This is a genomic window from Caballeronia sp. NCF2 (assembly GCF_023631205.1).
GTDB lineage: Bacteria > Pseudomonadota > Gammaproteobacteria > Burkholderiales > Burkholderiaceae > Caballeronia > Caballeronia zhejiangensis.
Map to the genome: position 1 here is coordinate 154,301 of NZ_JALQDN010000009.1, position 22,917 is coordinate 177,217.

Consider the following 22,917-nt stretch of genomic DNA (forward strand, 5'->3'; position numbering starts at 1 on the left):
CCGAAGGTTTATCAAACAGGTTGTACGAGATGCGTGCGCGCTTCCAATGAGCGCGCTCGCATATGAGCCCACTCGTGCGATCGTGAATTCCATCCACCTTAGGGGCTTGTATGACTAACGCAGTCAATGTTGCGAAAGATGTCGCAAAGGATCAGGCGTATGTAGTTCCATTCGAGCAGTTGCGAATGACCGACGTGGAAATCGTCGGCGGCAAGAATGCGTCGCTCGGCGAAATGATCAGCCAGCTTTCCGAAGCCGGCGTTCGCGTGCCGACGGGTTTCGCCACGACTGCGCTCGCATTCCGCGACTTCCTCCATCACAACAATCTGACGGACCGCATCGCCAATCGTCTCGAGACGCTCGATGTCGACGACGTCAAGGCGCTCGCCGAAGCCGGCAAGGAAATCCGTCAGTGGATCGTCGACGCGCCGATGCAGCCGCGCCTCGAAGACGAAATCCGCCGCGGTTTCGAAGTCCTTCAAGCCAGCTCGCCCGAAGAGCTTTCGTTTGCCGTGCGCTCGTCGGCGACGGCCGAGGACTTGCCGGACGCATCCTTCGCGGGCCAGCAGGAAAGCTATCTGAACGTGGTCGGCATCGAGGACGTGCTCGATCGCATGAAGCACGTGTTTGCGTCGCTTTATAACGACCGCGCCATTTCCTATCGCGTCCACAAGGGCTTCACGCATGCGGAAGTCGCGTTGTCGGCGGGCGTGCAGCGCATGGTGCGCTCCGACGTCGGCGCGGCCGGCGTGATGTTCACCATCGACACCGAATCGGGCTTCAAGGAAACCGTCTTCATCACGTCGAGCTACGGCCTGGGCGAAACCGTCGTGCAAGGCGCGGTGAATCCGGACGAGTTCCACGTCTTCAAAACGACGCTCGAACAGGGCAAATACCCGATCATCCGCCGCTCGATCGGCTCGAAGCTCATCAAGATGGAATTCACGAAGCCGGGCGAGCCGGGCCGCGTGAAGACCGTCGACGTGCCGCACGAACAGCGCAACCGCTTCTCGATCACCGACGAAGACGTGATCGAGCTCGCGAAGTACGCGGTCATCATCGAGAAGCACTATCAGCGTCCGATGGACATCGAGTGGGGCAAGGACGGCCGCGACGGCAAGCTGTTCATCCTCCAGGCGCGCCCGGAGACGGTGAAGAGCCAGGCGTCGGGCAAGGCCGAAATGCGCTTCAAGCTGAAGGGGCAGTCGAACGTGCTGGCGACCGGCCGCGCGATCGGCCAGAAGATCGGCGCGGGCCCCGTGCGCGTGATTCACGATCCGTCGGAAATGGAACGCGTGCAGCCGGGCGACGTGCTCGTCGCCGACATGACGGACCCTAACTGGGAACCGGTGATGAAGCGCGCATCGGCCATCGTGACCAATCGCGGCGGCCGTACGTGCCACGCGGCGATCATCGCGCGTGAGCTGGGCGTGCCGGCGGTTGTCGGCTGCGGCGACGCAACGGACATCCTGAAGGACGGCGCACTCGTCACGGTGTCGTGCGCGGAAGGCGACGAAGGCAAGATCTACGACGGCCTGCTCGAAACCGAAGTGACCGAAGTGCAGCGCGGCGAACTGCCGAAGATTCCGGTCAAGATCATGATGAACGTCGGCAATCCGCAACTCGCGTTCGACTTCGCGCAGTTGCCCAACGCGGGCGTCGGCCTCGCGCGACTCGAGTTCATCATCAACAACAACATCGGCGTGCATCCGAAGGCGATTCTGGAGTACCCGAACGTCGATGCCGATCTGAAGAAGGCGGTTGAAAGCGTCGCGCGCGGCCATGCATCGCCGAAAGCGTTCTACGTCGACAAGCTGACCGAAGGCATCGCCACGATTGCAGCGGCGTTCTATCCGAAGCCCGTCATCGTGCGTCTGTCGGACTTCAAGTCGAACGAGTACAAGAAGCTGATCGGCGGTTCGCGCTACGAGCCGGATGAAGAAAATCCGATGCTCGGTTTCCGTGGCGCGTCGCGCTATATCGCGGAAGACTTCGCCGAGGCGTTCCACATGGAATGCATCGCGCTGAAGAAGGTCCGCGAGGAAATGGGCCTGGACAACGTGCAGATCATGGTGCCGTTCGTGCGTACGCTGAAGCAGGCGGATCGCGTGGTCGAGCTGCTGAAGAAGTTCGGTCTCGAACGCGGCAAGAACGACCTGAAGCTCGTGATGATGTGCGAAGTGCCGTCCAACGCGATTCTCGCCGAGCAGTTCCTGGAGCGCTTCGACGGCTTCTCGATCGGTTCGAACGACCTGACGCAGTTGACGCTGGGCCTCGATCGCGACTCGGGCATGGAGTTGCTCGCGGCGGACTTCGACGAGCGCGACGAAGCGGTGCAGTTCATGCTGAAGCGCGCGATCGAGACGTGCCTGAAGCTGAACAAGTACGTCGGCATTTGCGGTCAGGGCCCGTCGGACCACCCTGATCTCGCCGAGTGGCTCGCGAAGCAGGGCATCGAGTCGATGTCGCTTAATCCGGACACGATCATCGATACGTGGCAGCAGCTCGCGAAGACCTTGTCAAAATAAGTCGATGTCACACCTTTCCACTTGCTTTCGGATTGGTGCAGCGTGATATAAAAACACCCCGGACTTTTCCGGGGTGTTTTCGTTTGGAGACCGATGATGGAAACGGGCGGGTTGATCTGGTGGGTCGCTGCGGGCGCGCTGATCGTCGCGGAATTGTTTACCGGAACGTTCTATCTGCTCATGATCGCGCTCGGGATGATCGCGGGCGGCGTCGCTCATGTGCTCGGCGCGTTGCCGCACGTACAGATGGGCGCGGCCGCGGTCATCGCGCTGATCGCGGTGGCGGTGCTGCGGCGCTCGCGCTTCGTCAGCTGGAAGCGGCGTGACGACGCCTCGCGCGATGCGGCCGTGAATCTCGATATCGGCGCGACCCTGGAAGTCGATCAATGGCATCACGGCCACGCGCGCGCAATGTATCGCGGCGCGCAGTGGGATGTCGAGCTCGCACCGGGCGAAACGGAGGGCGCGCGGCTTTATCGCATCACGGCGCTCGACGGCAATCGCCTGATCGTCGCGGCCAAACGGTAGTCCTATAAGGAGAAAAATAATGTCAATGTACTTTGCGCTCATCGTGCTCGTCATCGCGATCGCCATCGTGTCGAAAACGGTCAAGATCGTCCCTCAGCAACACGCATGGATCATGGAACGCCTCGGCCGCTATCATGCAACGCTCACGCCGGGCCTCAACATCGTGCTGCCGTTCATCGATCGCATCGCCTACAAGCACATGCTGAAGGAGATTCCGCTCGAAGTGCCGAGCCAAGTCTGTATCACGCGCGACAACACGCAGCTTCAAGTCGATGGCGTGCTGTACTTCCAGGTCACGGATGCGATGAAGGCTTCGTACGGATCGAGCAACTTCGTGTTCGCGATCACGCAACTGTCGCAGACGACGTTGCGTTCGGTCATCGGCAAGCTGGAGCTCGACAAGACGTTCGAGGAGCGCGACTTCATCAACCAGAGCATCGTGAATGCGCTCGACGAAGCCGCGTCGAACTGGGGCGTGAAAGTGCTGCGCTATGAAATCAAGGATCTCACGCCGCCGAAGGAAATCCTTCACGCGATGCAGGCGCAGATCACCGCCGAGCGCGAGAAGCGCGCGCTGATCGCCGCGTCCGAAGGGCGCAAGCAGGAGCAGATCAATCTGGCATCGGGCGCGCGCGAGGCCGCGATCCAGAAGTCGGAAGGCGAACGGCAGGCGGCGATCAATCAGGCGCAGGGCGAAGCCGCCGCGATTCTCGCGGTGGCGGAAGCGAACGCGCAAGCCATCGAGAAGATCGGCACTGCAATTCAGACAGCGGGCGGCATGGAAGCGGTGAATCTGAAGGTTGCGGAGCAGTATGTCGGCGCGTTCGGCAATCTCGCGAAGCAGGGCAACACGCTGATCGTGCCGGGCAACATGTCCGACATGAGCACGATGATCGCGTCCGCGTTGTCGATCGTGAAAGGCGAGGGCAGCGGCATAATCAGGAAGAGCTGAAGCAATCGGGGGCGCTAAAAAGCGCCCCCGATTCGTTTCACGGTTTAACGCGAGGCGGTTCGCATCAGACGCCCGCGTTCGCGTTCCCAGTCGCGCTTCTTTTCGGTCTCTCGTTTGTCGTGCAACTTCTTGCCCTTCGCGAGGCCGATTTCACATTTCACGCGGCCATCCTTGTAGTGGAAGTTGAGCGGCACGAGCGTGTGCCCGCGCTGCTCGACCTTGCCGATGAGCTTGTCGATCTGTTCGCGGTGGAGAAGCAGCTTGCGCGTGCGCACCGGATCGAGGTTAGCGAATTTCGATGCTTCGGGCAGCGGGCTGATATGCGTGCCGATCAGAAAGAGCTCGCCGTTCTTGATCACGACGTAGCCTTCCTTGATCTGCGCGCGCCCGGCGCGAAGCGCCTTGACTTCCCAGCCCTCGAGCACGAGACCGGCCTCGTAGCGCTCTTCGACGAAGTAATCGAAGAAGGCTTTTCTGTTGTCGATGATGCTCATGAATGGAAAGTGCCCAACTCGTTTAAAATCCTGATTTTAGCAGCGCGCCGGCATGCGTTCGATCCGATGCCTCGTTCTCTTGCGCGTTGCCGCCCAATTCAGCCACCGCTGCGCCCTATATGGCAGACGTCCAGAAAACCGTATTGATCCGCCATTCAGCGGAAGAAATGTTCGACCTCGTCACCGATGTCGCCGACTACCCCAATTTCCTGCCTTGGTGCGGCGGCGTCGAAATCGGCCGCCACGACGAGAACGGCATGGAAGCGAAGATCGACATCAGCTTCAAGGGCATCAAGCAGCATTTCGCGACGCGCAATGTGCAAAAGCGTCCGACCAATATCGATATGGAGTTCCTGAGCGGCCCTTTCAAGAAATTCACCGGATATTGGCACTTTACGCCGCTGCGCGCGGACGCCTGCAAGATCGAATTCGCGCTGCATTACGAATTCTCGAACGTGATTCTGGAGAAGATCATCGGGCCGGTGTTCAGCCATATCGCCAACACGTTCGTCGATTCCTTCGTGAAGCGCGCGGACCAGCGCTACGGCAAGCCATGATGCATATCGATGTCTGCTACGGCCTGCCCGATGGCGCGTTCCTGAAGCGCGTCGACCTGCCCGAGGGCGCGACGGTGCGCGATGCGATCGACGCAAGCGGCGTGCTGCTCGCGCATCGCGACATCGATCTGACGACGCAGAAGGTCGGCGTGTTCGGCAAGCCGAAGCCGCTCGACGCGGCGCTCGCCGATTTCGACCGCGTCGAGATTTATCGGCCGCTGAAGGTGGATCCGAAGGCCGCGCGCCAGCGCCGCGTGGACAAGGCGCGCAAGGCGGGTTCGATCGAAGGGCGCAAGTGGCAGTCGAAGGATTCGCGCTGAGCGAATTCAATGCGCGGGCGCTTCTTTCGCCGCGGCGGGCGCCGGCTCCAGCGTGTGCTGCCTGACCGACCAGATTACGCCGGCGAGCAGCAGCACGATCGCGAGCACTTCGGGCGAGCGCGGCCAGCGGCCGTCGTAGACGAAGGCGTAGAGCAGGGCGAAGAGCGTCTCGAACACGATCATCTGCCCTGACAGCGTGAGCGGCAGGCGCTTCGCTGCCGCGTTCCACAGCATGTTGCCGAGCCACGAGCCGCCGGTGGCCAGCGCAAAAGAAACGGTCCAGAACAGATGCCAGCGCGAGGCGGGCACGCTCGCCTGCACCGTGCCCGCGGGCAGCATCCAGACGATCGCGCCGAGCGCGACGCCGAGCAGACCCGTCACGATGCCCCACAGGATGGACCACTCGTTGCCGTCGAAATGGCGATTCGATTGCAGATACCGCGCGTTGACGACCGCGTACCACGTCCAAGAAGCGAGCGCCCCGAGCGCGCATCCGAGTCCGGCGAGGCGCGTGAGCACGCTCGTCGCGTGATCGGCGTCGCTGAATACATCGAGATTGATGCACGCGATGCCGGCCAGCACGAGCAGGAGCGGCCCGATGAGCCTTTTCAGGTCGACCGCGCCGTGATCCCGCCGTCCGGCGAGCGTGACGGTCACGGGGAGAATGCCGACGATCAGCGACGAAGGCGCGACGCCCACGAGCTGCACCGCGCTCGCGAGCAGCATGTAGTACAGCAGGTTGCCGACCAGCGCGAGCTTCGCGAGCGCGATGAAATCGGCGCGCGTGAGCTTGGCCGCGAGGCGCCGGGCGAACGGCAGCGCCACGGCGAGCGAAACCGCGCCGTACATCAGATAGCGCCCGACGGAGAGCGTCAGCGGCGAAAAATCCGGCAAGAGCCGTGGCGCGAGAAAGATGAAACCCCAGATCGCTCCCGCCGCCATTCCGTACATCACACCGCGCTGCATCGTCCGACTCCTGCCGAAATTTCAACTGACGGCGCGAAGCGTAGCATGTGGCCCCGGGCGGCCGTCTTGTCTAAAACTGCAACAACGCGGACGCCCGGCAGACGGGCGAAAGCGGTCCGGAATTTGCGTCCGAATGGGCTAAGCTGCTGTTCGGGCAGTGAAAATGCAGGGAACTATCGGTATAATCTGCTTTTGCGCCCATAGGATTTGCCATGCGTCTGATCCAGAAAGCACTCACGTTCGATGACGTGCTCCTCGTGCCCGCCTTCTCCAGCGTTCTCCCGCGCGACACCAGCCTGAAATCCCAGCTGACTCGCAATATTTCCCTGAACATGCCTCTCGTGTCCGCCGCCATGGACACGGTCACCGAAGGCCGGCTCGCCATTGCGATGGCGCAGATGGGCGGCATCGGCATCGTCCACAAGAATCTCACCGCCAAGGAACAGGCCCGCGAAGTCGCGAAAGTGAAGCGCTTCGAATCGGGCGTCGTGCGCGATCCGATCACGATTCCGCCGCAAATGCGCGTGCGCGACGTCATCGCGCTGACGCAGCAGCACGGCATTTCGGGTTTCCCGGTGGTCGAAGGCGCGCAACTGATCGGCATCGTCACCAATCGCGACCTGCGCTTCGAAGAACGGCTCGATGAGCCGGTGCGCAACATCATGACGCCGCGCGAACGCCTCGTGACGGTCAAGGAAGGCACGTCGCTCGCCGAGGCGAAGGCGCTGATGCACAGCCATCGCCTGGAGCGCGTGCTCGTGGTGAACGACGCGTTCGAGCTGCGCGGCCTGATGACGGTGAAGGACATCACCAAGCAGACCGAAAACCCGGACGCCTGCAAGGACGAAGACGGCAAGCTGCGTGTGGGCGCGGCCGTGGGCGTCGGTCCGGACAATGAAGAGCGCGTCGAGCTGCTCGCGCAGGCGGGCGTCGACGTGATCGTCGTCGATACCGCGCACGGCCATAGCCAGGGCGTGCTGGAGCGCGTGCGCTGGGTCAAGCAGAATTATCCGCACGTGCAGGTCATCGGCGGCAATATCGCGACGGCGGCGGCAGCCAAGTCGCTCGTCGAGTACGGCGCGGACGCGGTGAAGGTCGGTATCGGCCCGGGCTCGATCTGCACGACGCGGATCGTGGCGGGCGTCGGCGTGCCGCAGATCACGGCGATCGCGAATGTTTCCGAAGCACTGCGCGGCACCGGCGTGCCGGTCATCGCGGACGGCGGCGTGCGCTTCTCGGGCGACGTGTCGAAGGCGCTCGCGGCGGGCGCGAACGTCGTCATGATGGGCAGCATGCTCGCGGGCACCGAAGAATCGCCGGGCGACGTGTTCCTGTATCAGGGCCGCCAGTACAAGTCGTACCGCGGCATGGGTTCGGTCGGCGCGATGAAGGACGGCGCGGCGGACCGCTACTTCCAGGACAACTCGGCGAATATCGACAAGCTCGTGCCGGAAGGCATCGAAGGCCGTGTGGCCTACAAGGGCTCGGTCAACGCGATCCTGTTCCAGATCGTCGGCGGCGTGCGCGCGAGCATGGGCTACTGCGGTTGCCGCACGATTTCCGAACTGCACGAGAAGGCGGAATTCGTTCAGATCACGGCGGCCGGCATGCGCGAATCGCATGTGCACGACGTGCAGATCACGAAGGAAGCGCCCAACTATCACGTCGACTAATCGAGCGGACTGATCATGAAACCGTTGCTGCGGGTCGTGCTCGTCATCAATGCCCTGATTTTTCTGGCGTTCGGCCTGTTGTTTCTGCTGACGCCGTGGGCGGGCCTGTACGGCGCGCTGCAACTGGATTCGATCCGCGTTCAGCCGGCGTTCGCCGGGCAGTTGCTCGGTATCGCGCTCATCGGGCTGTCGTGGCTTGCGTTTCACGCAGCCGTCGATGGCGCGTTGACGGCTCGCGCCGCGCGCGTGTCGGGACACGTGCAGTGGCTGTCGGGGGTGGTGGTGCTGGTCTGGCTGCTCGGACTGCATTCGCCTCAGATCGATGGCTTCGGGCAGATCAGCGCGGCCGTCGTGGGCGCCGTGCTGCTGGTGCTCGGTCTGGGCAGCGTGAGACTGTCGTCGGCGGTGCGTCGGCGCGAGCGCGCGGCGGCGGCCGGCGCGGTATCGGCGCAGCGCGCGGAAAAGAAGGCGGCGCAAAAGCGTGACGAGTTTTCCGCGAGCAACGCGGCATCGTCGGCGCGCGCCGAATCGGTCGATCTCGCGGCGCGTCCCGCAGCGCGCGCACCGGGCGCGACGGCCATCGATCCGGTATCGGGCCGCACGCTCGATTCCGTCTCGCCGGCCGGCGCGGTTCGCGCGCACCCGGACGGCGCGGTCGATCCCGTCACCGGCGGCACGCTCGATCCGCTGACGGGCCGCGCGGTCGATCCGGTCACCGGCAAGCGCATCGAGCCCGTCATCAGCGGCGAGATCGATCCGGCGACGGGTCGAAGAGCCGATCCGCTCGCGCCCGACGCGGGCCGCGCGCCTCGCTGAAGGCGTGAAGCGCATGCTACGAGCCACGCACGCGCAGCAACGGAAACACGCAGGACAAGCACGGTCGGCCTTTGCGCCGGCCGTCGATTTATTTGCAGACCGGGGCGCGAGGCCGCGCTCCGGCAGCACCGACATCATTCGTTCACTTAGCCTTTGGCCGCAGCCATGCACGACAAAATCCTGATTCTCGATTTCGGCTCCCAAGTCACCCAGCTGATCGCGCGGCGCATCCGCGAGTCGCACGTCTACTCGGAAATCCATCCGTACGACGTCGACGAGACGTTCATCCGCGAATTCGCGCCGAAGGGCATCATCCTGTCTGGCGGCCCGAACTCCGTCACCGAGGCGAAGTCGCCGCGCGCCCCGCAGATCGTCTTCGATCTCGGCGTGCCGGTGCTCGGCATCTGCTACGGCATGCAGACGATGGCCGATCAGCTCGGCGGCAAGGTCGAACTCGGCAACGTGCGCGAATTCGGCTATGCGGAAGTTCAGGCGCTGAATCACACGGGCTTTCTGGAAGGCATTCAGGATTTCGCCAGCGACAAGGGCGAGTCGATGCTCAAGGTTTGGATGAGCCACGGCGACAAGGTCGTCGATCTGCCGGCGGGTTTCAAGCTGATGGCCTCGACGCCGTCGTGCCCGATCGCCGCGATGGCCGACGACGACCGGCGCTTCTACGGCCTGCAATGGCATCCGGAAGTCACGCATACGGTGCAGGGCCGCGCGATGCTCGACCGTTTCGTGCTGGAGCTGTGCGGCGCGAAGGCCGATTGGGAGATGGGCCATTACATCGACGAGGCGGTCGAGAACATCCGCGCGCAGGTCGGCAATGAGCACGTGATTCTCGGCTTGTCGGGCGGCGTGGATTCGTCGGTGGCGGCGGCGCTTTTGCATCGCGCGATCGGCGACCAGCTGACGTGCGTGTTCGTCGATCACGGCTTGCTGCGTCAGAACGAGGCGGAGCAGGTCATGTCGACGTTCGCGGATCACCTGGGCGTGAAGGTGATTCACGTCGATGCCAGCGAGGAATTCCTGCAGAAGCTTGCGGGCGTGACCGATCCGGAGGCGAAGCGCAAGATCATCGGCGCGGAGTTCGTCGAAGTGTTTCACAACGAATCGGACAAGCTCACCGATGCCAAGTGGCTCGCGCAGGGCACGATTTATCCGGACGTGATCGAATCGGCGGGCAAGGGCAAGAAGGGCGCGCATACGATCAAGAGCCATCACAACGTCGGCGGTTTGCCGGAGACGCTGAATTTGAAGCTGCTCGAACCGCTGCGCGAGCTTTTCAAGGACGAAGTGCGCGAACTCGGCGTGAAGCTCGGTCTGCCGCCCGCGATGGTGTATCGGCATCCGTTCCCCGGTCCGGGTCTCGGCGTGCGGATTCTTGGCGAAGTGAAGCGCGAATTCGCGGACCTGCTGCGCCGCGCCGATGCGATTTTTATCGAGACGCTGCGCAACACCATCGACAAGGAAACGGGCAAGTCGTGGTACGACCTGACGAGCCAGGCGTTCGCGGTGTTCCTGCCGGTCAAGAGCGTCGGCGTGATGGGCGACGGGCGCACCTATGAATACGTCGTCGCGCTGCGCGCCGTGCAGACGCTCGACTTCATGACCGCGCATTGGGCGCATCTGCCGCATGATCTGCTCGGGCATGTTTCCAATCGCATCATCAACGAAGTGCGCGGGATCAATCGGGTGGTGTATGACATCTCTGGCAAGCCGCCTGCGACAATTGAGTGGGAGTGAGCCGCGTCTGATTGCGAGGGGGCATGACTGATTCCGCGTCCGATCGCCCCACCGACTCGCTCTTCTTCGCGATCTATCCGGACGCAGTCGCCGCCGCGCGCATCGCCGAACTGGCGGCGCGGCTGCGTATCGAGCACACGCTGAAGGCGAGGGCGATTCCCGCCGATCGCCTTCACGTCACCCTGCATTATCTCGGCGCCTTCGCAGGCGTTCCCGCCGATGTGGCCGCGCACGCTTGCGCCGCAGCATCCCGAATCGCGTTGCCGCCCGTCGATGTGACGCTCGACCGTATCGAAAGCTTTTCCGGCCGTCGCGCGAGACGCCCGCTCGTCGTTTCCGGCGATGTCACCGAGCCGCTCGACGCGCTCGAACGAACGCTCGGCACGGCGCTGGAAGCGGCAGGCATCGCACTGAAGCGGCATCCCCGTTTCACGCCTCATGTGACCTTGCTCTACGACGAACACCGCGTCGCGCGTGAGCGCATCGAACCCATCGCATGGACCGTGCGTGAGTTCGCGCTCGTGCGCAGCCGGCTCGGCAAATCGCAACACGAAGTCCTCGCGCGCTGGCCGCTCGTGCCGTGAATCGGCGGAACCACGCGCAATAAAAGGTTTCGCGGATTTTTCTAACGCGTTAAGGTGCGTGTATCGGAATGAATCGAGACGAAGCGCTTACATGACCCGATCCCGCCTGCTGCACATCACGCCCGACACCCACCACGTCCAGATCGATCTCGTCTACGCGACCGACCGCAATTTCACCGGCAAGCCCATCTACAAGGCGCAGCACTGCCTGCTGCTCGAGCCCGCCGAAGCGGCATTGCGTAAAGCCGTCGATATCGCGACGAGCATCGGCATGACGCTCAGGATCTTCGACGCCTATCGTCCGCCGCAAGCGCAGAAAGTGCTGTGGGATTTCCTGCCCGATCCGACCTTCATCGCCGAACTCGGACGCGGCTCGAACCATAGCCGCGGCACGGCGGTGGACCTGACGCTCGTCGATCGTGACGGCAACGAGCTCGACATGGGCACCGGTTTCGATGCGATGGTCGCCGAATCCGAGCACTTTCACTTCGGCTTGCCGGAGCATGTGCAGCGCAACCGCACGCTGCTGCTGGGCGTCATGCACGGCGCGGGCTTCACGCACATCAAAAGCGAGTGGTGGCATTACGAATTGCCCGGCTCGCGCGAACTTGCTCTGATCGACAACGAAGAATGCGGCCCGCTGCGGCTCATGTAATCGGGGATTCGACATGAAACTGACTGCACTGATCACGGCGCTGATGCTCACGTTGATGAGCGCGCCGCCGGCAAGCGCCGCGACGCCGAAAGACATGTTCGTCATGGCCACGTTGCTCGATGAATTCACGTCGCTCGATCCCGGCGAAATCTACGAACTGGTGCCGGAGGAATACGTCGCGAACACGTATGACCGTCTGGTGCGCGTCGATCTGAAGGATCCGTCGAAATTCAATGGCGATGTCGCCGAATCGTGGACGGTGAGTCAGGACGGCCTCACGTTCACGTTCAAGATCCGGCCGGGACTCAAGTTCCATTCCGGCAATACGCTCACCGCCGATGACGTCGCGTGGTCGATCCAGCGCACCGCGCTGCTCGACAAGGGCGCGGCGGCGGTGCTTGCGGGCATCGGGCTGACGAAGGCGAACGCGTTGCAGAACGTGAAGAAGATCGACGATACGACCGTCTCGATCACGACGGATCAGCGCTATGCGCCGACCTTCGTGCTCAACGTGCTCGGTTCGTGGCCGGCGTCGGTGGTGGATCGCAAGCTCGTCGAATCGCACGCGAAGGGCAACGACTACGGCAACGAGTGGCTGAAGACCAACGAAGCGGGTTCGGGCGTGTACAAGCTCGTGAAATGGACCGCGAACGACAGCATCGTGCTGCAACGCTTCGACGGCTATCGCATTCCGCTCGCGATGAAGCGCATCGTGCTGCGTCACGTCACGGAAGCGGCGAGCCAGCGTCTGATGATCCAGAACGGCGACATCGACGTCGCGCGCGACCTCTCGCCCGACGATCTCGACACGCTCTCGAAGAACGGCGTCATCAAGGCGACGGCCGTGCCGCAAGCGACACTCATGTATCTCGGCCTCAACAACAAGAATCCGAATCTCGCGAAGCCGGAAGTCTGGGAAGCGATGAAGTGGCTCATCGACTATCAGGGCATTCAGAAGAACGTGATCCGCACGACCTACAAGGTTCACGAAGCGTTTCTCCCCGAAGGCTTTCTCGGCGCGCTGAACGAAAACCCGTATCACCAGGATGTCGCGAAGGCGAAGGCGCTGCTCGCGAAAGCGGGCTTGTCCAACGGCTTCACGGTGAAGATGGACGTGCGCAACGATTATCCGTACAGCGAGATCGCGCAAGCCGTGCAGGCGAATCTCGCGCTCGCCAACATCAAGGTGCAACTCGTGCCGAGCGACAACAAGCAGACGCTCGGACGATATCGCGCGCGGGCCCACGATATCTACATCGGCGAGTGGTCGGCGGATTACATCGATCCGCACAGTAACGCGCAGGGCTTCGTGTGGAATCCGGACAACTCGGATGCATCGAGCTACAAGATGCTCGCGTGGCGCAACGCGTGGGACATTCCACAACTGACGAAGGAAACCAACGCGGCGCTCGCCGAAAGCGATACGAAAAAGCGCGCGCAGCTGTACGAGAAGATGCAGCGTGAAGTGCTCGCGAAATCGCCGTTCGTCATCATGTTCCAAAAGGTGTCGCAGGTGGCGGCGCGGCCCGGCGTGACCGGTCTCGAAGTCGGGCCGATCAACGATCTCGTGTCGTATCGCAACATCAAGAAGCAGTGAACACGGTCACGCTCATCGGCTCGCGGCGCGGCGGCGCGCGCATCGCATTGGCGCTCGCGCGCTGGATCGCGATGCTCGCCATCACGTTCACGGGCTTGCTCGCGATCACGTTTTTCATCGGCCGCAAGATTCCGATCGATCCGGTGCTCGCGATTCTCGGCGATCGCGCGTCCGCGACGGCTTATGCCGCCGCGCGTCTGCGGCTCGGTCTCGACAAGCCGCTCATCGAACAATTCCTGATCTACGCGCGCGACGTGCTGCACGGCAATCTCGGCATTTCGCTGTTGACGGCAAATCCGGTCATCGACGACATCAAGCGCGTCTTTCCCGCGACGCTCGAACTCGCGACGCTCTCGACCTCCATCGGCATCGCGATCGGCGTGCCGCTCGGCGTCGCGGCGGCGGTGAAGCACAATCACATCGTCGATCACATCGCGCGCGTGATCGGGCTCGCCGGAAGCTCGGTGCCGGTGTTCTGGCTCGCGCTGATGGGCCTGCTGCTCTTTTACGCGCGGCTGCATTGGGTGTCGGGGCCGGGACGCATCGATCCGCTTTACGACGGCATGGTCGATACCCGCACGGGCAGTTTGCTCATCGATTCGCTCATCGCCGGCGAATGGGATGTCTTCGAGAACGCGTTCTCGCATATCGCGCTGCCGGCGAGCGTGCTCGCGTTCTATTCGATCGCGTATCTGTCGCGGATGACGCGCTCGTTCATGCTCGAACAACTGAGCCAGGAATACGTGACGACCGCGCGCGCGAAAGGGCTGCCCGAGCGCCGCGTGATCTGGCGGCACGCGTTCGGCAATATCGCGGTGCCGCTGCTGACGGTGATCGCGCTCGCATACAGCTATCTGCTCGAAGGCTCGGTGCTGACGGAGATCGTGTTCGCGTGGCCGGGCATCGGCTCGTATCTGACGGGCGCGCTGTTGAACGCCGACATGAACGCCGTGCTCGGCAGCACGCTCGTGATCGGCGCGACGTTCATCGCGCTCAATCTGTTGACCGACGCGCTGTATCGCGTGTTCGATCCGCGTGCGCGCTGACATGGAGGATCTTGCGCAGATGAAACAGCCGCGAACGGGCTTGCGCGCGTGGCTCCTGACCGATACGCCCGCGTCGCCGCGTCAAGCCGCGCTCGGGCGCGCGTATCGGCGCTGGCGGCGGTTCTCGTCGAATCCGTTGAGCATGCTCGGACTCGCGATCCTGCTGCTGCTGATCGTAGTCGCGGCGTTCGGGCCGATGCTCGTCACGCAGGATCCGTTGCAGCAGGTGCTCGCCGAACGTCTGACGCCGCCCGGCGCGGCGCACTGGTTCGGCACCGATCAACTCGGCCGCGACATCCTTTCGCGGCTCGTGCACGGCTCGCGCCTGACGCTCGCGATCGCGATGCTCGTCGTCGTGCTCGTGGTGCCGGTCGGGCTTTTGATGGGCACGGTGGCGGGTTATTGCGGCGGCATCGTCGATACGGTGCTGATGCGCTTGACCGACGTCGCGCTCGCATTTCCGAAGATCGTGCTCGCGCTCGCGTTCGCCGCCGCGCTCGGGCCGGGCGTGCTCAATGCGGTGATCGCGCTGTCGATCACCGCGTGGCCGCCGTATGCGCGTCTCGCGCGCGCGGAGTCGCTGCGGCTCGCGCAGGCCGATTACATCCATGTGGCGCGTCTGCAAGGCGCTTCGCATCTGCGCATTCTGCTGCGGTATATCGTGCCGCTGTGCTCGTCGTCGGTGATCGTGCGCGCGACGCTCGACATGGCCGGCATCATTCTCGCCGTCGCCGGTCTCGGCTTTCTCGGACTGGGCGCGCAGCCGCCGAGCCCGGAATGGGGTTACATGGTCGCGGCGGGCCGCAACGTGCTGCTCGACGCGTGGTGGGTCGCGACGATTCCCGGCCTCGCGATCCTCGCGGTGAGCCTCGCCTTCAACCTGCTCGGCGACGGTCTGCGCGACGTCTTCGATCCGCGTCACGGAGGCTGACATGCCCGATGCGCTGGCTGAAATCGACGGACTGGACGTGGCCTTCGCGAGCCATCACGGCGTGCTCATGCCCGCCGTGCGCGGCGTATCGCTGACGGTGCGGCGCGGCGAGCGGCTCGGCATCGTCGGCGAATCGGGATCGGGAAAATCGCTGACGGGGCGCGCGCTGCTCGGACTGCTGCCGCCCGAGGCGAAATGGTCGGCTAAGGCGCTGCGTTTCGAAGGACAGGACCTGCTCGCGATGCGCCCGAAAGCGCGCCGCCGCCTGTGCGGCACGCGCATGAGCATGATCCTGCAGGATCCGAAGTTCTCGCTGAACCCGGTGATGACCGTCGCGCAGCAGATGCGCGAAACCTTTGTGCGGCAGGGCGTGAAAGAAGGCCGGCGCGCGTTGCGCGAGCGCATCGTCGCGGCGCTGGAAGCGGTGCACATCCGCGATCCGCAGCGTGTCGCGGATGCGTATCCGCACGAACTGTCCGGCGGCATGGGCCAGCGCGTGATGATCGCGATGATGGTCTCGGCCGGCCCGCGCCTTCTGATCGCCGACGAACCCACGAGCGCGCTCGATGTCCTCGTATCGATGCAGGTGCTTGCCGTGCTCGACGAGATGATCGCGCGCCACGATACCGGCCTCGTGTTCATCAGTCACGATTTACCGCTCGTGATGTCGTTCTGCGACCGCGTCGCGGTGATGTACGGCGGTCGCGTCGTCGAGACGTGCGCGGCGCGCGATCTCGTTCACGCGACGCATCCGTACACGCGCGGGCTGCTCGAAGCGAATCCGCCGCTCGTGAATCCGCCCGACGAGTTGCCGACGCTGCGCCGCGACCCCGCGTGGCTCGATGAAGGCATCGCGCGATGATCGAAATCGAGCGCGCGCTCATCCGCTTCAAGACGAAGAGCGGTCACGTCGACGCCGTGCGCGACGTTTCGCTGCGCGTGGAAGAGGGCGAGGTTTTCGGACTCGTCGGCGAATCGGGCAGCGGCAAGTCGACGTTGTTGCGCGCGCTCGCCGGGCTGACGCCGCTGTCGGGCGGCAGGATAAGCATCGGATCGCGCCCTGGAAGCCGCGACGTGCAGATGGTGTTCCAGGACCCGTACGGCGCGCTGCATCCGCGCTTCACCGTCGACAAGACCTTGCGCGAGCCGCTCGCGATCAACGGCATCGGCGACGAAGACACGCGCATTCTCGCCGCGCTAGCCGAAGTCGGGCTCGGTCCGGCGTATCGATTCCGCTATCCGCATCAGTTGTCGGGCGGGCAGCGCCAGCGCGTGTCGATCGCGCGCGCGTTGATCGTCGAGCCGCGCGTGCTGCTGCTCGACGAGCCGACCTCCGCGCTCGATGTCTCCGTCCAGGCGGAAATCCTGAACCTGCTGCGCCGCCTGCATCGCGAACGCAAGCTGACGATGATCCTCGTGAGCCACAATCTCGCCGTGATCGGCTTTCTTTGCCAGCGCGTCGCGGTCATGCGCAACGGCGAAATCGTCGAGCAACTGGGCGTCGATGCCGTGCGTTCGCGCGACGTTACGCACGAGTACACGCGCCGGCTTCTGCTCGCGACTGAAGGCTACACACGACAGAACGCGTAGTCGTCGTACAAGCACAATCGTCATGACGCGGTCAATGGATGTTGCGCGAACGACGCATAAGCACGGCGATAAGCCCGGTATACGACGACGCGCGGCGGGCCGGCTTGTCTTCGACGAAACCGGTGCCGCCGCCGCTGATAGAATGTGCGCTGGATTGTCGAGACGTGCCGAACAACGCGCGAGCGTGGTTTTCCGGCTGCCTTCCGACTTCGAGCTAACCAACGGAAATCGTGACAGACCGCGCCCGTTCGCGGGTGAAAACCGGTCGTAATCCCCGATGAAATTGCTAGATGCTTTGGTCGAACAGCGGATCAACGAAGCCGCTGCGCGTGGCGAGTTCAACAACCTGCCGGGCGCGGGCGCACCGCTTCACTTCGACGACGACACCCTCGTGCCCGAGGAAGTGCGCGTCGCCAATCGAATCCTCAAGAATGCGGGCTTCGTCCCGCCGGCAGTCGAACAGCTTCGCGCGCTGCGCGGGCTTCAGGAAGAGTTCGACAAGGTGACGGACCCCGCGGCCCGTTGCCAGCTGCAAGCCAAGATGCTCGCGCTCGACATGGCGCTCGAGTCGCTGCGCGGCGGCGGCTGCGTGCCGCATGAATATCGCCGGCGCATCGCGGAGCGTTTGTCCGAGCGCGCGCAGTCGCGCGTGGCGGTGGACGTCAAGTGACCGGCCTGCCGGATGCGGCCGATCCCGCGCCCAGCGCTCAAATCGCCGATCCTGCCAGCGAACGCGATCGCCGCTTCATGGCGCTCGCGCAACGCGCCGCCGACGAAGCCCGTCGCGCCGGCGAAGTGCCCGTCGGCGCGGTCATCGTGCTCGGCGACGATGTCATCGCCACCGGCTTCAATCATCCGATTCGCGGACACGATCCGTCCGCGCATGCCGAGATGGCCGCGCTGCGCGCCGCCGCCCAATCGCTCCAGAACTACCGCTTGCCGGGCTGCGAGCTCTACGTGACGCTCGAGCCTTGCCTGATGTGCGCGGGCGCGATCATGCACGCGCGCATCTCGCGCGTCGTCTACGGCGCCACGGACCCGAAAACGGGCGCGTGCGGCAGTGTCGTCGACATGTTCGCGAATGCGCAGCTCAATCACCACACCACCGTGACGGGCGGCGTGCTCGCGGATGAATGCGGGCATGCGCTCAAGAATTTTTTCGCCGAGCGCCGCCGCCTCGCGCGCGACGAACGCGATGCGCGCCGCGCGCGCGAAGCCGGGCAACCCGCCGCCGATTCATCTGATCGAATAACAACATCGTGAAATCACGCACCATCGACCTCGTTGCGCCCTCTGGCTATCCACACGATCCGGCGGCCGTCGAGCGCGGCATCGGACGGTTGCGCAGGGAAGGGCATCGGCTCGAAAACGTCGACGCGACGCGCCGACGCTTCCAGCGCTTCGGCGGCACCGATGCGGAACGCGCCGCCGATCTCAATCGTCTTGCGGATGCATCGCGTCCGTTACCTGACATCGTACTTGCGGTGCGGGGCGGATACGGCGCGTCGCGCATCCTGCACGGCCTCGACTACACCGGGCTGCGCAGGCTCGCGGATCAGCCGGTGGCGATCGTCGGCCACAGCGATTTCACCGCGATTCAATGCGCGCTGTTCGCGCACGCCGGTGTGAAAAGCTTCGGCGGACCGATGTTCGCGGGCGATTTCGGCGCCGAGCAGGTCAGTTCGTTCACGATGCAGCACTTCTGGAACGCGATCTCGCGACCGAGTTTCACCATCACGAGCCATACGCCGCAGCAACAGACCGTCGACGCGACCGGCATGCTGTGGGGCGGCAATCTCGCGATTCTGGCGTCGCTCGTCGGCACGCCGTATCTGCCGCCGGTCGAGGGCGGAATCCTGTACATCGAGGATGTCAACGAGCATCCGTTTCGCATCGAGCGGATGATTTATCAGCTATATCAGGCGGGCGTGCTCGGTCGGCAGCAGGCGATCGTGATGGGGGAGTTCTCCGGCGGCCGTCTGTCGGACTACGACAACGGCTATTCGCTCGACGCGATGATCGAGCAGGTGAGGTCGGTGACGGGCATTCCGGTGGTGACAGGATTGCAGTTCGGACACGTCGAAAATCTGCTGACGCTGCCTTTCGGTGCGGCGGCGCACCTTATCGCGAGCGAGCGGGGCTTCACGCTGAAACTTTCCGATTACCCTCATCTGGCTTGAGTCCGCGTGGCAAGGCGCTCAAGCGAGCGCCTTATTTTTAGCTCGTCCCTGCAACTAACGGTCGGTTCATGCACCGTCCGCGACAACTGCGTGCACCACGTCGGCGCTAGAATTGTCGACAAAAAAGAGGCGACAATGCTGACAAAAACTTGTGGAATCTGCTGCGATGCCCGCCGATATTGGGCCTCAGTAAAACGCGGTACTCGAAAAACGCGCGGTAACCGATAATTTTAAAAATGAATTGTTGACAATCTTTATGTCGATTCTAAGATGCTTAACATGCAAGCGAGCACATCATGTCCGACACCAAGCGCAGTGCTGCACCGAACGCTGCAGATTCCGCTCCCAACGGGGCGAACGCCGAGTCGATCGCCGAGAACATCCGCGCCGCGATCCTCGAGCATCGGCTGGCGCCGGGCGCGAAGCTGACCGAAGCGCAGTTATGCGAGGTGTTCGCCGTGAAGCGCGGCACCGTCCGCCAGGCGCTCGCGCAACTGTCGAACGAACGGCTCGTCGATCTGGAGCCGAATCGCGGGGCGTTCGTCGCGAGTCCGTCGTTGCAGGAAGTGCATGAAGTGTTCGAAATGCGCCGCATCATCGAATTGGCCGTGGTGGACCGAATTGCGCAAGGGCACGGCGTGCGTCGGCTGAAGTCGATCAGCGCGACGATCGGAAAAGAGCGCCGCGCTTTCGAAAGCCACGATTTTTCGTCGTGGATCCGGCTTTCCGGCGAGTTTCACACCGAACTCGCGGCGCTTACCGGCAACACGGTGCTGTGCGAATGCCTGTCGGGACTCGTCGCGCGTTCGACGCTGATCTCGGCGCTGTATGAATCGCTCGGCAAGAGTTCGTGCTCGTTCGAAGATCACGAAGCGATTCTCGCCGCGCTCGATGCAGGCGATGCAGCGAAAGCCGGCGTGTTGATGGCGCAACATCTGCGCGACGTCGAACTGAAGATGCTGGAGCGGCCGGCACGCGGCGCGGTCGATCTGAAGGAAGTGTTCATGAAGCCCGCCGAGCGCGAACGAGCGCTCGATATGTAAGGCAGACAGACGGCAGATCGGACTATCTGCCATCGGCTGAATCAGGCAGGACTAAATAACTGGAGACCGTGCCTCGCGCTTCGCGCGAAGGCGCGTGGAGAGTCGCACGCTTTGAAAATCCGTAGCGTGTATCGCACCGAACAGGACGCTCGTGTGAGCGTGAAATGAAAGCCGCCGCAGGGCGGGCGTGCCGGGCCGATGCCTCGCGCTCTCGGCCTCATGCCCGAAGGCGAAAACGCAAATCCGAAGAATGCCGCGCGGGATGGAGACATCCGACACGTCAGCGAAGGCATCCGATCGAAGCTTGAACCCCGAGCATTTGCAGTTTTCTCATCACGCAAGCAGCCAATGAAGGAGACGTCATGGCCCAGTTCAGTGCATCCGGCAGCTCAACCCTGCCGCCGCTCGACAACGAGTATGAAGAGCAACATCTGCCCGCCGGTTACAGCGACCGGCTTTACAACGAGGACCTCGCCCCGCTCAAGAATCAGACCTGGGGCGCGTACAACATCTTCGCGTTCTGGATGTCGGACGTGCACAGCGTCGGCGGTTATGTGTTCGCCGGAAGTCTCTTCGCGCTCGGCCTGACGAGCTGGCAGGTGCTGGTGTCGCTGCTAATCGGCATTGGGCTCGTGAACGTGCTGTGCAATCTGATCGCCAAACCGAGCCAGGTGGCGGGCGTGCCGTATCCCGTCGCGTGCCGCGCCACGTTCGGCGTGCTCGGCGCGAACATTCCGGCCGTGATCCGCGGGCTCATTGCGGTGGCGTGGTACGGCATTCAGACATATCTGGCGTCGAGCGCGCTCGTCATCGTCGTGCTGAAGTTCGTGCCGTCGCTGATGCCTTATGCCGACGTCCACAAGTACGGCTTCGTCGGGCTTTCGGCGCTCGGCTGGGCGGGCTTCATGCTGCTTTGGGTGCTGCAGGCCGTCGTGTTCTGGCGCGGCATGGAGATGATCAAGAAGTTCATCGACTTCGCCGGTCCCGCCGTCTACGTCGTGATGTTCATTCTCGCCGGCTATATGGTGTGGCGCGCGGGCATCGACAATATCGGCCTGAACCTCGGCGGGGTGAAGTATCACGGCACGGAAGTGATTCCCGTGATGATCACCGCGATCGCGCTCGTCGTTTCGTACTTCTCCGGCCCGATGCTCAACTTCGGCGACTTCTCGCGCTACGGCAAGAGCTTTCGCAGCGTGAAGCGCGGCAACTTCTGGGGCCTGCCGGTCAACTTCCTGGCGTTCTCGGTCGTGACCGTCATCACGACTGCGGCGACGCTGCCGGTCTTCGGCCAGCTCATCACGGATCCGGTGGAAACCGTCGGCCGCATCGACCATCCGTCTGCTGTGATTCTCGGCGCGCTGACCTTCACGATCGCGACCATCGGCATCAACATCGTCGCGAACTTCGTGTCGCCGGCCTTCGACTTCTCGAACGTCGCGCCGAAGCTCATCAGCTGGCGCATGGGCGGCATGATGGCGGCGGTCGCGTCGATCTTCATCACGCCGTGGAACCTGTTCAACAACCCGGCCGTGATCCACTACACGCTGGATATTCTCGGCAGCTTCATCGGACCGCTGTATGGCGTGCTGATCCTCGACTTCTATCTCGTGAAACGCGGCAAGCTGGTGGTCGACGATCTCTACACGGTGTCGGAACAGGGCAAGTACTGGTACACGAAGGGCGTGAACCGCCGCGCGGTGATGGCGCTCGTGCCGGCCGCCGTGCTCGCGACGCTCTGCGTGATGGTGCCGGCGCTCGAAGCCGCTGCGAACTTCTCGTGGTTCATCGGTGCGGGACTCGGCGCGGTGTTCTATTACTTCCTCGCGGATCGCAAGCGCGGAGTCTAAAACGATAGCTGGAACCTGAGAGAATTTCCAAAGGCAGTGTGGAGACAGCAATGCGCATCAAACTGATCAACCCGAACACGACGCAGCGCATGACCGACTCGATGGGCCGCTGCGCCCGCGAGGTCGCCGCGCCCGGCACGGAGATCGTCGCCGTCAGCCCGACGATGGGCCCGCCGTCCATCGAAGGCTATTACGACGAGGCGGTCGCGTCGCTCGGTCTGCTCGCCGAAGTGGAAGCGGGCGAAAAGCAGGGCTTCGACGGCTATGTGATCGCGTGCTTCGGCGATCCGGCCCTTTACGCCGCGCGCGAACTGGCGCGCGGCCCGGTGATCGGCATCGCGGAGGCGGCGATGCATGCGGCGAGCGTCATCGCGCCGGGATTTTCCGTCGTCACGACGTTGCAGCGTACCGTCGGCATGGCTTGGCATCTGGCGGAGCGCTACGGCATGGAGCGCTTCTGCAAGAACGTCCGCGCGACAGACGTCCCCGTGCTCGAACTGGATGTGCCGGGGTCGCCGGCGCGTCGGACGATCATCGACGAATGCAGGCGCGCGCTCGACGAAGACGGCTCGGACGCCATCGTGCTCGGCTGCGCGGGCATGGCGGAGTTCTGCCGCGAAGTGGAGGACGCGATCGGCGCGCCGGTGGTTGAGGGCGTGACGGCCGCGGTGAAATGGGCGGAGGCGCTCATCGCCCTGAAGCTGCACACGGCGAAACGCGGCGACTACGCGCGCCCGCTCGCGAAACGGTACGACGGCGTGCTGTCGGATTTCAGCCCGCGCCGATAGCCTTTTCGCCGGACACATACCGATGACGTGACCCGGATTATGCGCCCTGATGTATGGGCGCATCCGGGTC

At 63.6% G+C, this 22,917-nt stretch carries 23 protein-coding genes; 21 read left to right on the forward strand and 2 right to left on the reverse strand.

All coding sequences use genetic code 11. From position 1 onward, the window contains the following. Positions 1–110: 110 nt before the first annotated feature. From ppsA to NCS02_RS06465, 3 genes are all read left to right on the forward strand, one after another. Positions 111–2,528, forward strand: a complete 2,418-nt coding sequence (ppsA, locus tag NCS02_RS06455; protein ID WP_033537249.1) for a phosphoenolpyruvate synthase — start codon at positions 111–113, stop codon at positions 2,526–2,528. A 96-nt stretch (positions 2,529–2,624) separates the two neighbouring features. Further along, positions 2,625–3,056, forward strand: coding sequence for an NfeD family protein (locus NCS02_RS06460; protein ID WP_008350058.1), 432 nt, complete (start codon positions 2,625–2,627; stop codon positions 3,054–3,056). 25 nt (positions 3,057–3,081) lie between these two features. Then, on the forward strand, positions 3,082–4,008 hold the full coding sequence (locus NCS02_RS06465) for an SPFH domain-containing protein (protein ID WP_250519436.1): 927 nt from the start codon (positions 3,082–3,084) through the stop codon (positions 4,006–4,008). 44 nt (positions 4,009–4,052) lie between these two features. Here NCS02_RS06465 and smpB read toward each other — a convergent pair whose 3' ends face one another. Further along, the gene (smpB, locus tag NCS02_RS06470; RefSeq protein WP_008350055.1) at positions 4,053–4,502 is read right to left on the reverse strand and encodes an SsrA-binding protein SmpB; all 450 of its coding nucleotides are present in this window, start codon (positions 4,500–4,502) and stop codon (positions 4,053–4,055) included. A 119-nt stretch (positions 4,503–4,621) separates the two neighbouring features. On the opposite strand from smpB, the gene NCS02_RS06475 reads away from it, so the two are divergent. Both NCS02_RS06475 and NCS02_RS06480 read left to right on the forward strand, forming a co-directional pair. Next, positions 4,622–5,059 carry a type II toxin-antitoxin system RatA family toxin gene (locus NCS02_RS06475; protein WP_008350053.1) on the forward strand — a complete coding sequence of 146 codons (438 nt, stop codon included), beginning with the start codon at positions 4,622–4,624 and terminating at the stop codon, positions 5,057–5,059. Further along, entirely contained in the window at positions 5,056–5,379 is a 324-nt protein-coding gene (locus NCS02_RS06480; protein ID WP_008350051.1) for an RnfH family protein, read from the forward strand. The genes NCS02_RS06475 and NCS02_RS06480 overlap by 4 nt, the downstream gene beginning before the upstream one ends. 6 nt (positions 5,380–5,385) lie before the next feature. Here the strand turns inward: NCS02_RS06480 and NCS02_RS06485 are convergent, their stop codons facing one another. Further along, entirely contained in the window at positions 5,386–6,345 is a 960-nt protein-coding gene (locus NCS02_RS06485; protein WP_250519423.1) for a DMT family transporter, read from the reverse strand. A gap of 212 nt (positions 6,346–6,557) precedes the next feature. Here NCS02_RS06485 and guaB point away from each other — a divergent pair, with 212 nt between their 5' ends. The 16 genes from guaB (at position 6,558) to NCS02_RS06565 (ending at position 22,847) form a co-directional block, all read left to right on the forward strand. After that, a complete protein-coding gene (guaB, locus tag NCS02_RS06490; RefSeq protein ID WP_008350049.1) occupies positions 6,558–8,018 on the forward strand; it encodes an IMP dehydrogenase in 1,461 nt (486 codons plus the stop codon). 15 nt (positions 8,019–8,033) lie between these two features. Then, entirely contained in the window at positions 8,034–8,834 is an 801-nt protein-coding gene (locus tag NCS02_RS06495) for a hypothetical protein (RefSeq protein ID WP_250519424.1), read from the forward strand. Between the two features lie 165 nt (positions 8,835–8,999). Next, on the forward strand, positions 9,000–10,583 hold the full coding sequence (gene guaA / locus NCS02_RS06500; protein ID WP_008350045.1) for a glutamine-hydrolyzing GMP synthase: 1,584 nt from the start codon (positions 9,000–9,002) through the stop codon (positions 10,581–10,583). 23 nt (positions 10,584–10,606) lie between these two features. After that, entirely contained in the window at positions 10,607–11,167 is a 561-nt protein-coding gene (gene thpR, locus NCS02_RS06505) for an RNA 2',3'-cyclic phosphodiesterase (protein ID WP_034473566.1), read from the forward strand. A 91-nt stretch (positions 11,168–11,258) separates the two neighbouring features. Then, the gene (gene ddpX / locus NCS02_RS06510) at positions 11,259–11,822 is read left to right on the forward strand and encodes a D-alanyl-D-alanine dipeptidase (RefSeq protein ID WP_008350041.1); all 564 of its coding nucleotides are present in this window, start codon (positions 11,259–11,261) and stop codon (positions 11,820–11,822) included. Between the two features lie 13 nt (positions 11,823–11,835). Further along, positions 11,836–13,419 carry an ABC transporter substrate-binding protein gene (locus NCS02_RS06515; protein WP_250522950.1) on the forward strand — a complete coding sequence of 528 codons (1,584 nt, stop codon included), beginning with the start codon at positions 11,836–11,838 and terminating at the stop codon, positions 13,417–13,419. A 71-nt stretch (positions 13,420–13,490) separates the two neighbouring features. Further along, positions 13,491–14,465 carry an ABC transporter permease gene (locus tag NCS02_RS06520; protein ID WP_250434613.1) on the forward strand — a complete coding sequence of 325 codons (975 nt, stop codon included), beginning with the start codon at positions 13,491–13,493 and terminating at the stop codon, positions 14,463–14,465. Between the two features lie 19 nt (positions 14,466–14,484). Next, positions 14,485–15,396, forward strand: a complete 912-nt coding sequence (gene nikC, locus NCS02_RS06525; protein WP_244808029.1) for a nickel transporter permease — start codon at positions 14,485–14,487, stop codon at positions 15,394–15,396. Between the two features lies 1 nt (position 15,397). After that, positions 15,398–16,258 carry an ABC transporter ATP-binding protein gene (locus NCS02_RS06530; protein ID WP_250522951.1) on the forward strand — a complete coding sequence of 287 codons (861 nt, stop codon included), beginning with the start codon at positions 15,398–15,400 and terminating at the stop codon, positions 16,256–16,258. Next, positions 16,255–16,986: an ABC transporter ATP-binding protein gene (locus NCS02_RS06535; RefSeq protein ID WP_008350032.1), complete on the forward strand. Its 732-nt coding sequence runs from the start codon at positions 16,255–16,257 to the stop codon at positions 16,984–16,986. The genes NCS02_RS06530 and NCS02_RS06535 overlap by 4 nt, the downstream gene beginning before the upstream one ends. A 277-nt stretch (positions 16,987–17,263) precedes the next feature. Then, entirely contained in the window at positions 17,264–17,656 is a 393-nt protein-coding gene (locus tag NCS02_RS06540) for a DnaJ family domain-containing protein (RefSeq protein ID WP_033537251.1), read from the forward strand. Further along, the gene (gene tadA / locus NCS02_RS06545) at positions 17,653–18,249 is read left to right on the forward strand and encodes a tRNA adenosine(34) deaminase TadA (RefSeq protein WP_051996672.1); all 597 of its coding nucleotides are present in this window, start codon (positions 17,653–17,655) and stop codon (positions 18,247–18,249) included. Before NCS02_RS06540 ends, tadA begins: the two co-directional genes overlap by 4 nt. Then, entirely contained in the window at positions 18,243–19,166 is a 924-nt protein-coding gene (ldcA, locus tag NCS02_RS06550; RefSeq protein WP_174447754.1) for a muramoyltetrapeptide carboxypeptidase, read from the forward strand. Before tadA ends, ldcA begins: the two co-directional genes overlap by 7 nt. 296 nt (positions 19,167–19,462) lie before the next feature. Next, on the forward strand, positions 19,463–20,209 hold the full coding sequence (locus tag NCS02_RS06555) for a GntR family transcriptional regulator (protein WP_008350025.1): 747 nt from the start codon (positions 19,463–19,465) through the stop codon (positions 20,207–20,209). A gap of 362 nt (positions 20,210–20,571) precedes the next feature. Continuing rightward, entirely contained in the window at positions 20,572–22,059 is a 1,488-nt protein-coding gene (locus NCS02_RS06560) for an NCS1 family nucleobase:cation symporter-1 (RefSeq protein WP_175979998.1), read from the forward strand. A 50-nt stretch (positions 22,060–22,109) separates the two neighbouring features. Beyond that, positions 22,110–22,847: an aspartate/glutamate racemase family protein gene (locus NCS02_RS06565; protein WP_008350020.1), complete on the forward strand. Its 738-nt coding sequence runs from the start codon at positions 22,110–22,112 to the stop codon at positions 22,845–22,847. The last annotated feature ends 70 nt before the right edge of the window (positions 22,848–22,917 follow it).

Coding starts and splice junctions, on each gene's coding strand:
- ppsA (WP_033537249.1), top strand. CDS start 111: ATGACTAACGCAGTCAATGTTGCGAAAGATGTCGCAAAGGATCAGGCG.
- NCS02_RS06460 (WP_008350058.1), top strand. CDS start 2,625: ATGGAAACGGGCGGGTTGATCTGGTGGGTCGCTGCGGGCGCGCTGATC.
- NCS02_RS06465 (WP_250519436.1), top strand. CDS start 3,082: ATGTACTTTGCGCTCATCGTGCTCGTCATCGCGATCGCCATCGTGTCG.
- smpB (WP_008350055.1), bottom strand. CDS start 4,502: ATGAGCATCATCGACAACAGAAAAGCCTTCTTCGATTACTTCGTCGAA.
- NCS02_RS06475 (WP_008350053.1), top strand. CDS start 4,622: ATGGCAGACGTCCAGAAAACCGTATTGATCCGCCATTCAGCGGAAGAA.
- NCS02_RS06480 (WP_008350051.1), top strand. CDS start 5,056: ATGATGCATATCGATGTCTGCTACGGCCTGCCCGATGGCGCGTTCCTG.
- NCS02_RS06485 (WP_250519423.1), bottom strand. CDS start 6,345: ATGCAGCGCGGTGTGATGTACGGAATGGCGGCGGGAGCGATCTGGGGT.
- guaB (WP_008350049.1), top strand. CDS start 6,558: ATGCGTCTGATCCAGAAAGCACTCACGTTCGATGACGTGCTCCTCGTG.
- NCS02_RS06495 (WP_250519424.1), top strand. CDS start 8,034: ATGAAACCGTTGCTGCGGGTCGTGCTCGTCATCAATGCCCTGATTTTT.
- guaA (WP_008350045.1), top strand. CDS start 9,000: ATGCACGACAAAATCCTGATTCTCGATTTCGGCTCCCAAGTCACCCAG.
- thpR (WP_034473566.1), top strand. CDS start 10,607: ATGACTGATTCCGCGTCCGATCGCCCCACCGACTCGCTCTTCTTCGCG.
- ddpX (WP_008350041.1), top strand. CDS start 11,259: ATGACCCGATCCCGCCTGCTGCACATCACGCCCGACACCCACCACGTC.
- NCS02_RS06515 (WP_250522950.1), top strand. CDS start 11,836: ATGAAACTGACTGCACTGATCACGGCGCTGATGCTCACGTTGATGAGC.
- NCS02_RS06520 (WP_250434613.1), top strand. CDS start 13,491: ATGCTCGCCATCACGTTCACGGGCTTGCTCGCGATCACGTTTTTCATC.
- nikC (WP_244808029.1), top strand. CDS start 14,485: ATGAAACAGCCGCGAACGGGCTTGCGCGCGTGGCTCCTGACCGATACG.
- NCS02_RS06530 (WP_250522951.1), top strand. CDS start 15,398: ATGCCCGATGCGCTGGCTGAAATCGACGGACTGGACGTGGCCTTCGCG.
- NCS02_RS06535 (WP_008350032.1), top strand. CDS start 16,255: ATGATCGAAATCGAGCGCGCGCTCATCCGCTTCAAGACGAAGAGCGGT.
- NCS02_RS06540 (WP_033537251.1), top strand. CDS start 17,264: ATGAAATTGCTAGATGCTTTGGTCGAACAGCGGATCAACGAAGCCGCT.
- NCS02_RS06555 (WP_008350025.1), top strand. CDS start 19,463: ATGTCCGACACCAAGCGCAGTGCTGCACCGAACGCTGCAGATTCCGCT.
- NCS02_RS06560 (WP_175979998.1), top strand. CDS start 20,572: ATGGCCCAGTTCAGTGCATCCGGCAGCTCAACCCTGCCGCCGCTCGAC.
- NCS02_RS06565 (WP_008350020.1), top strand. CDS start 22,110: ATGCGCATCAAACTGATCAACCCGAACACGACGCAGCGCATGACCGAC.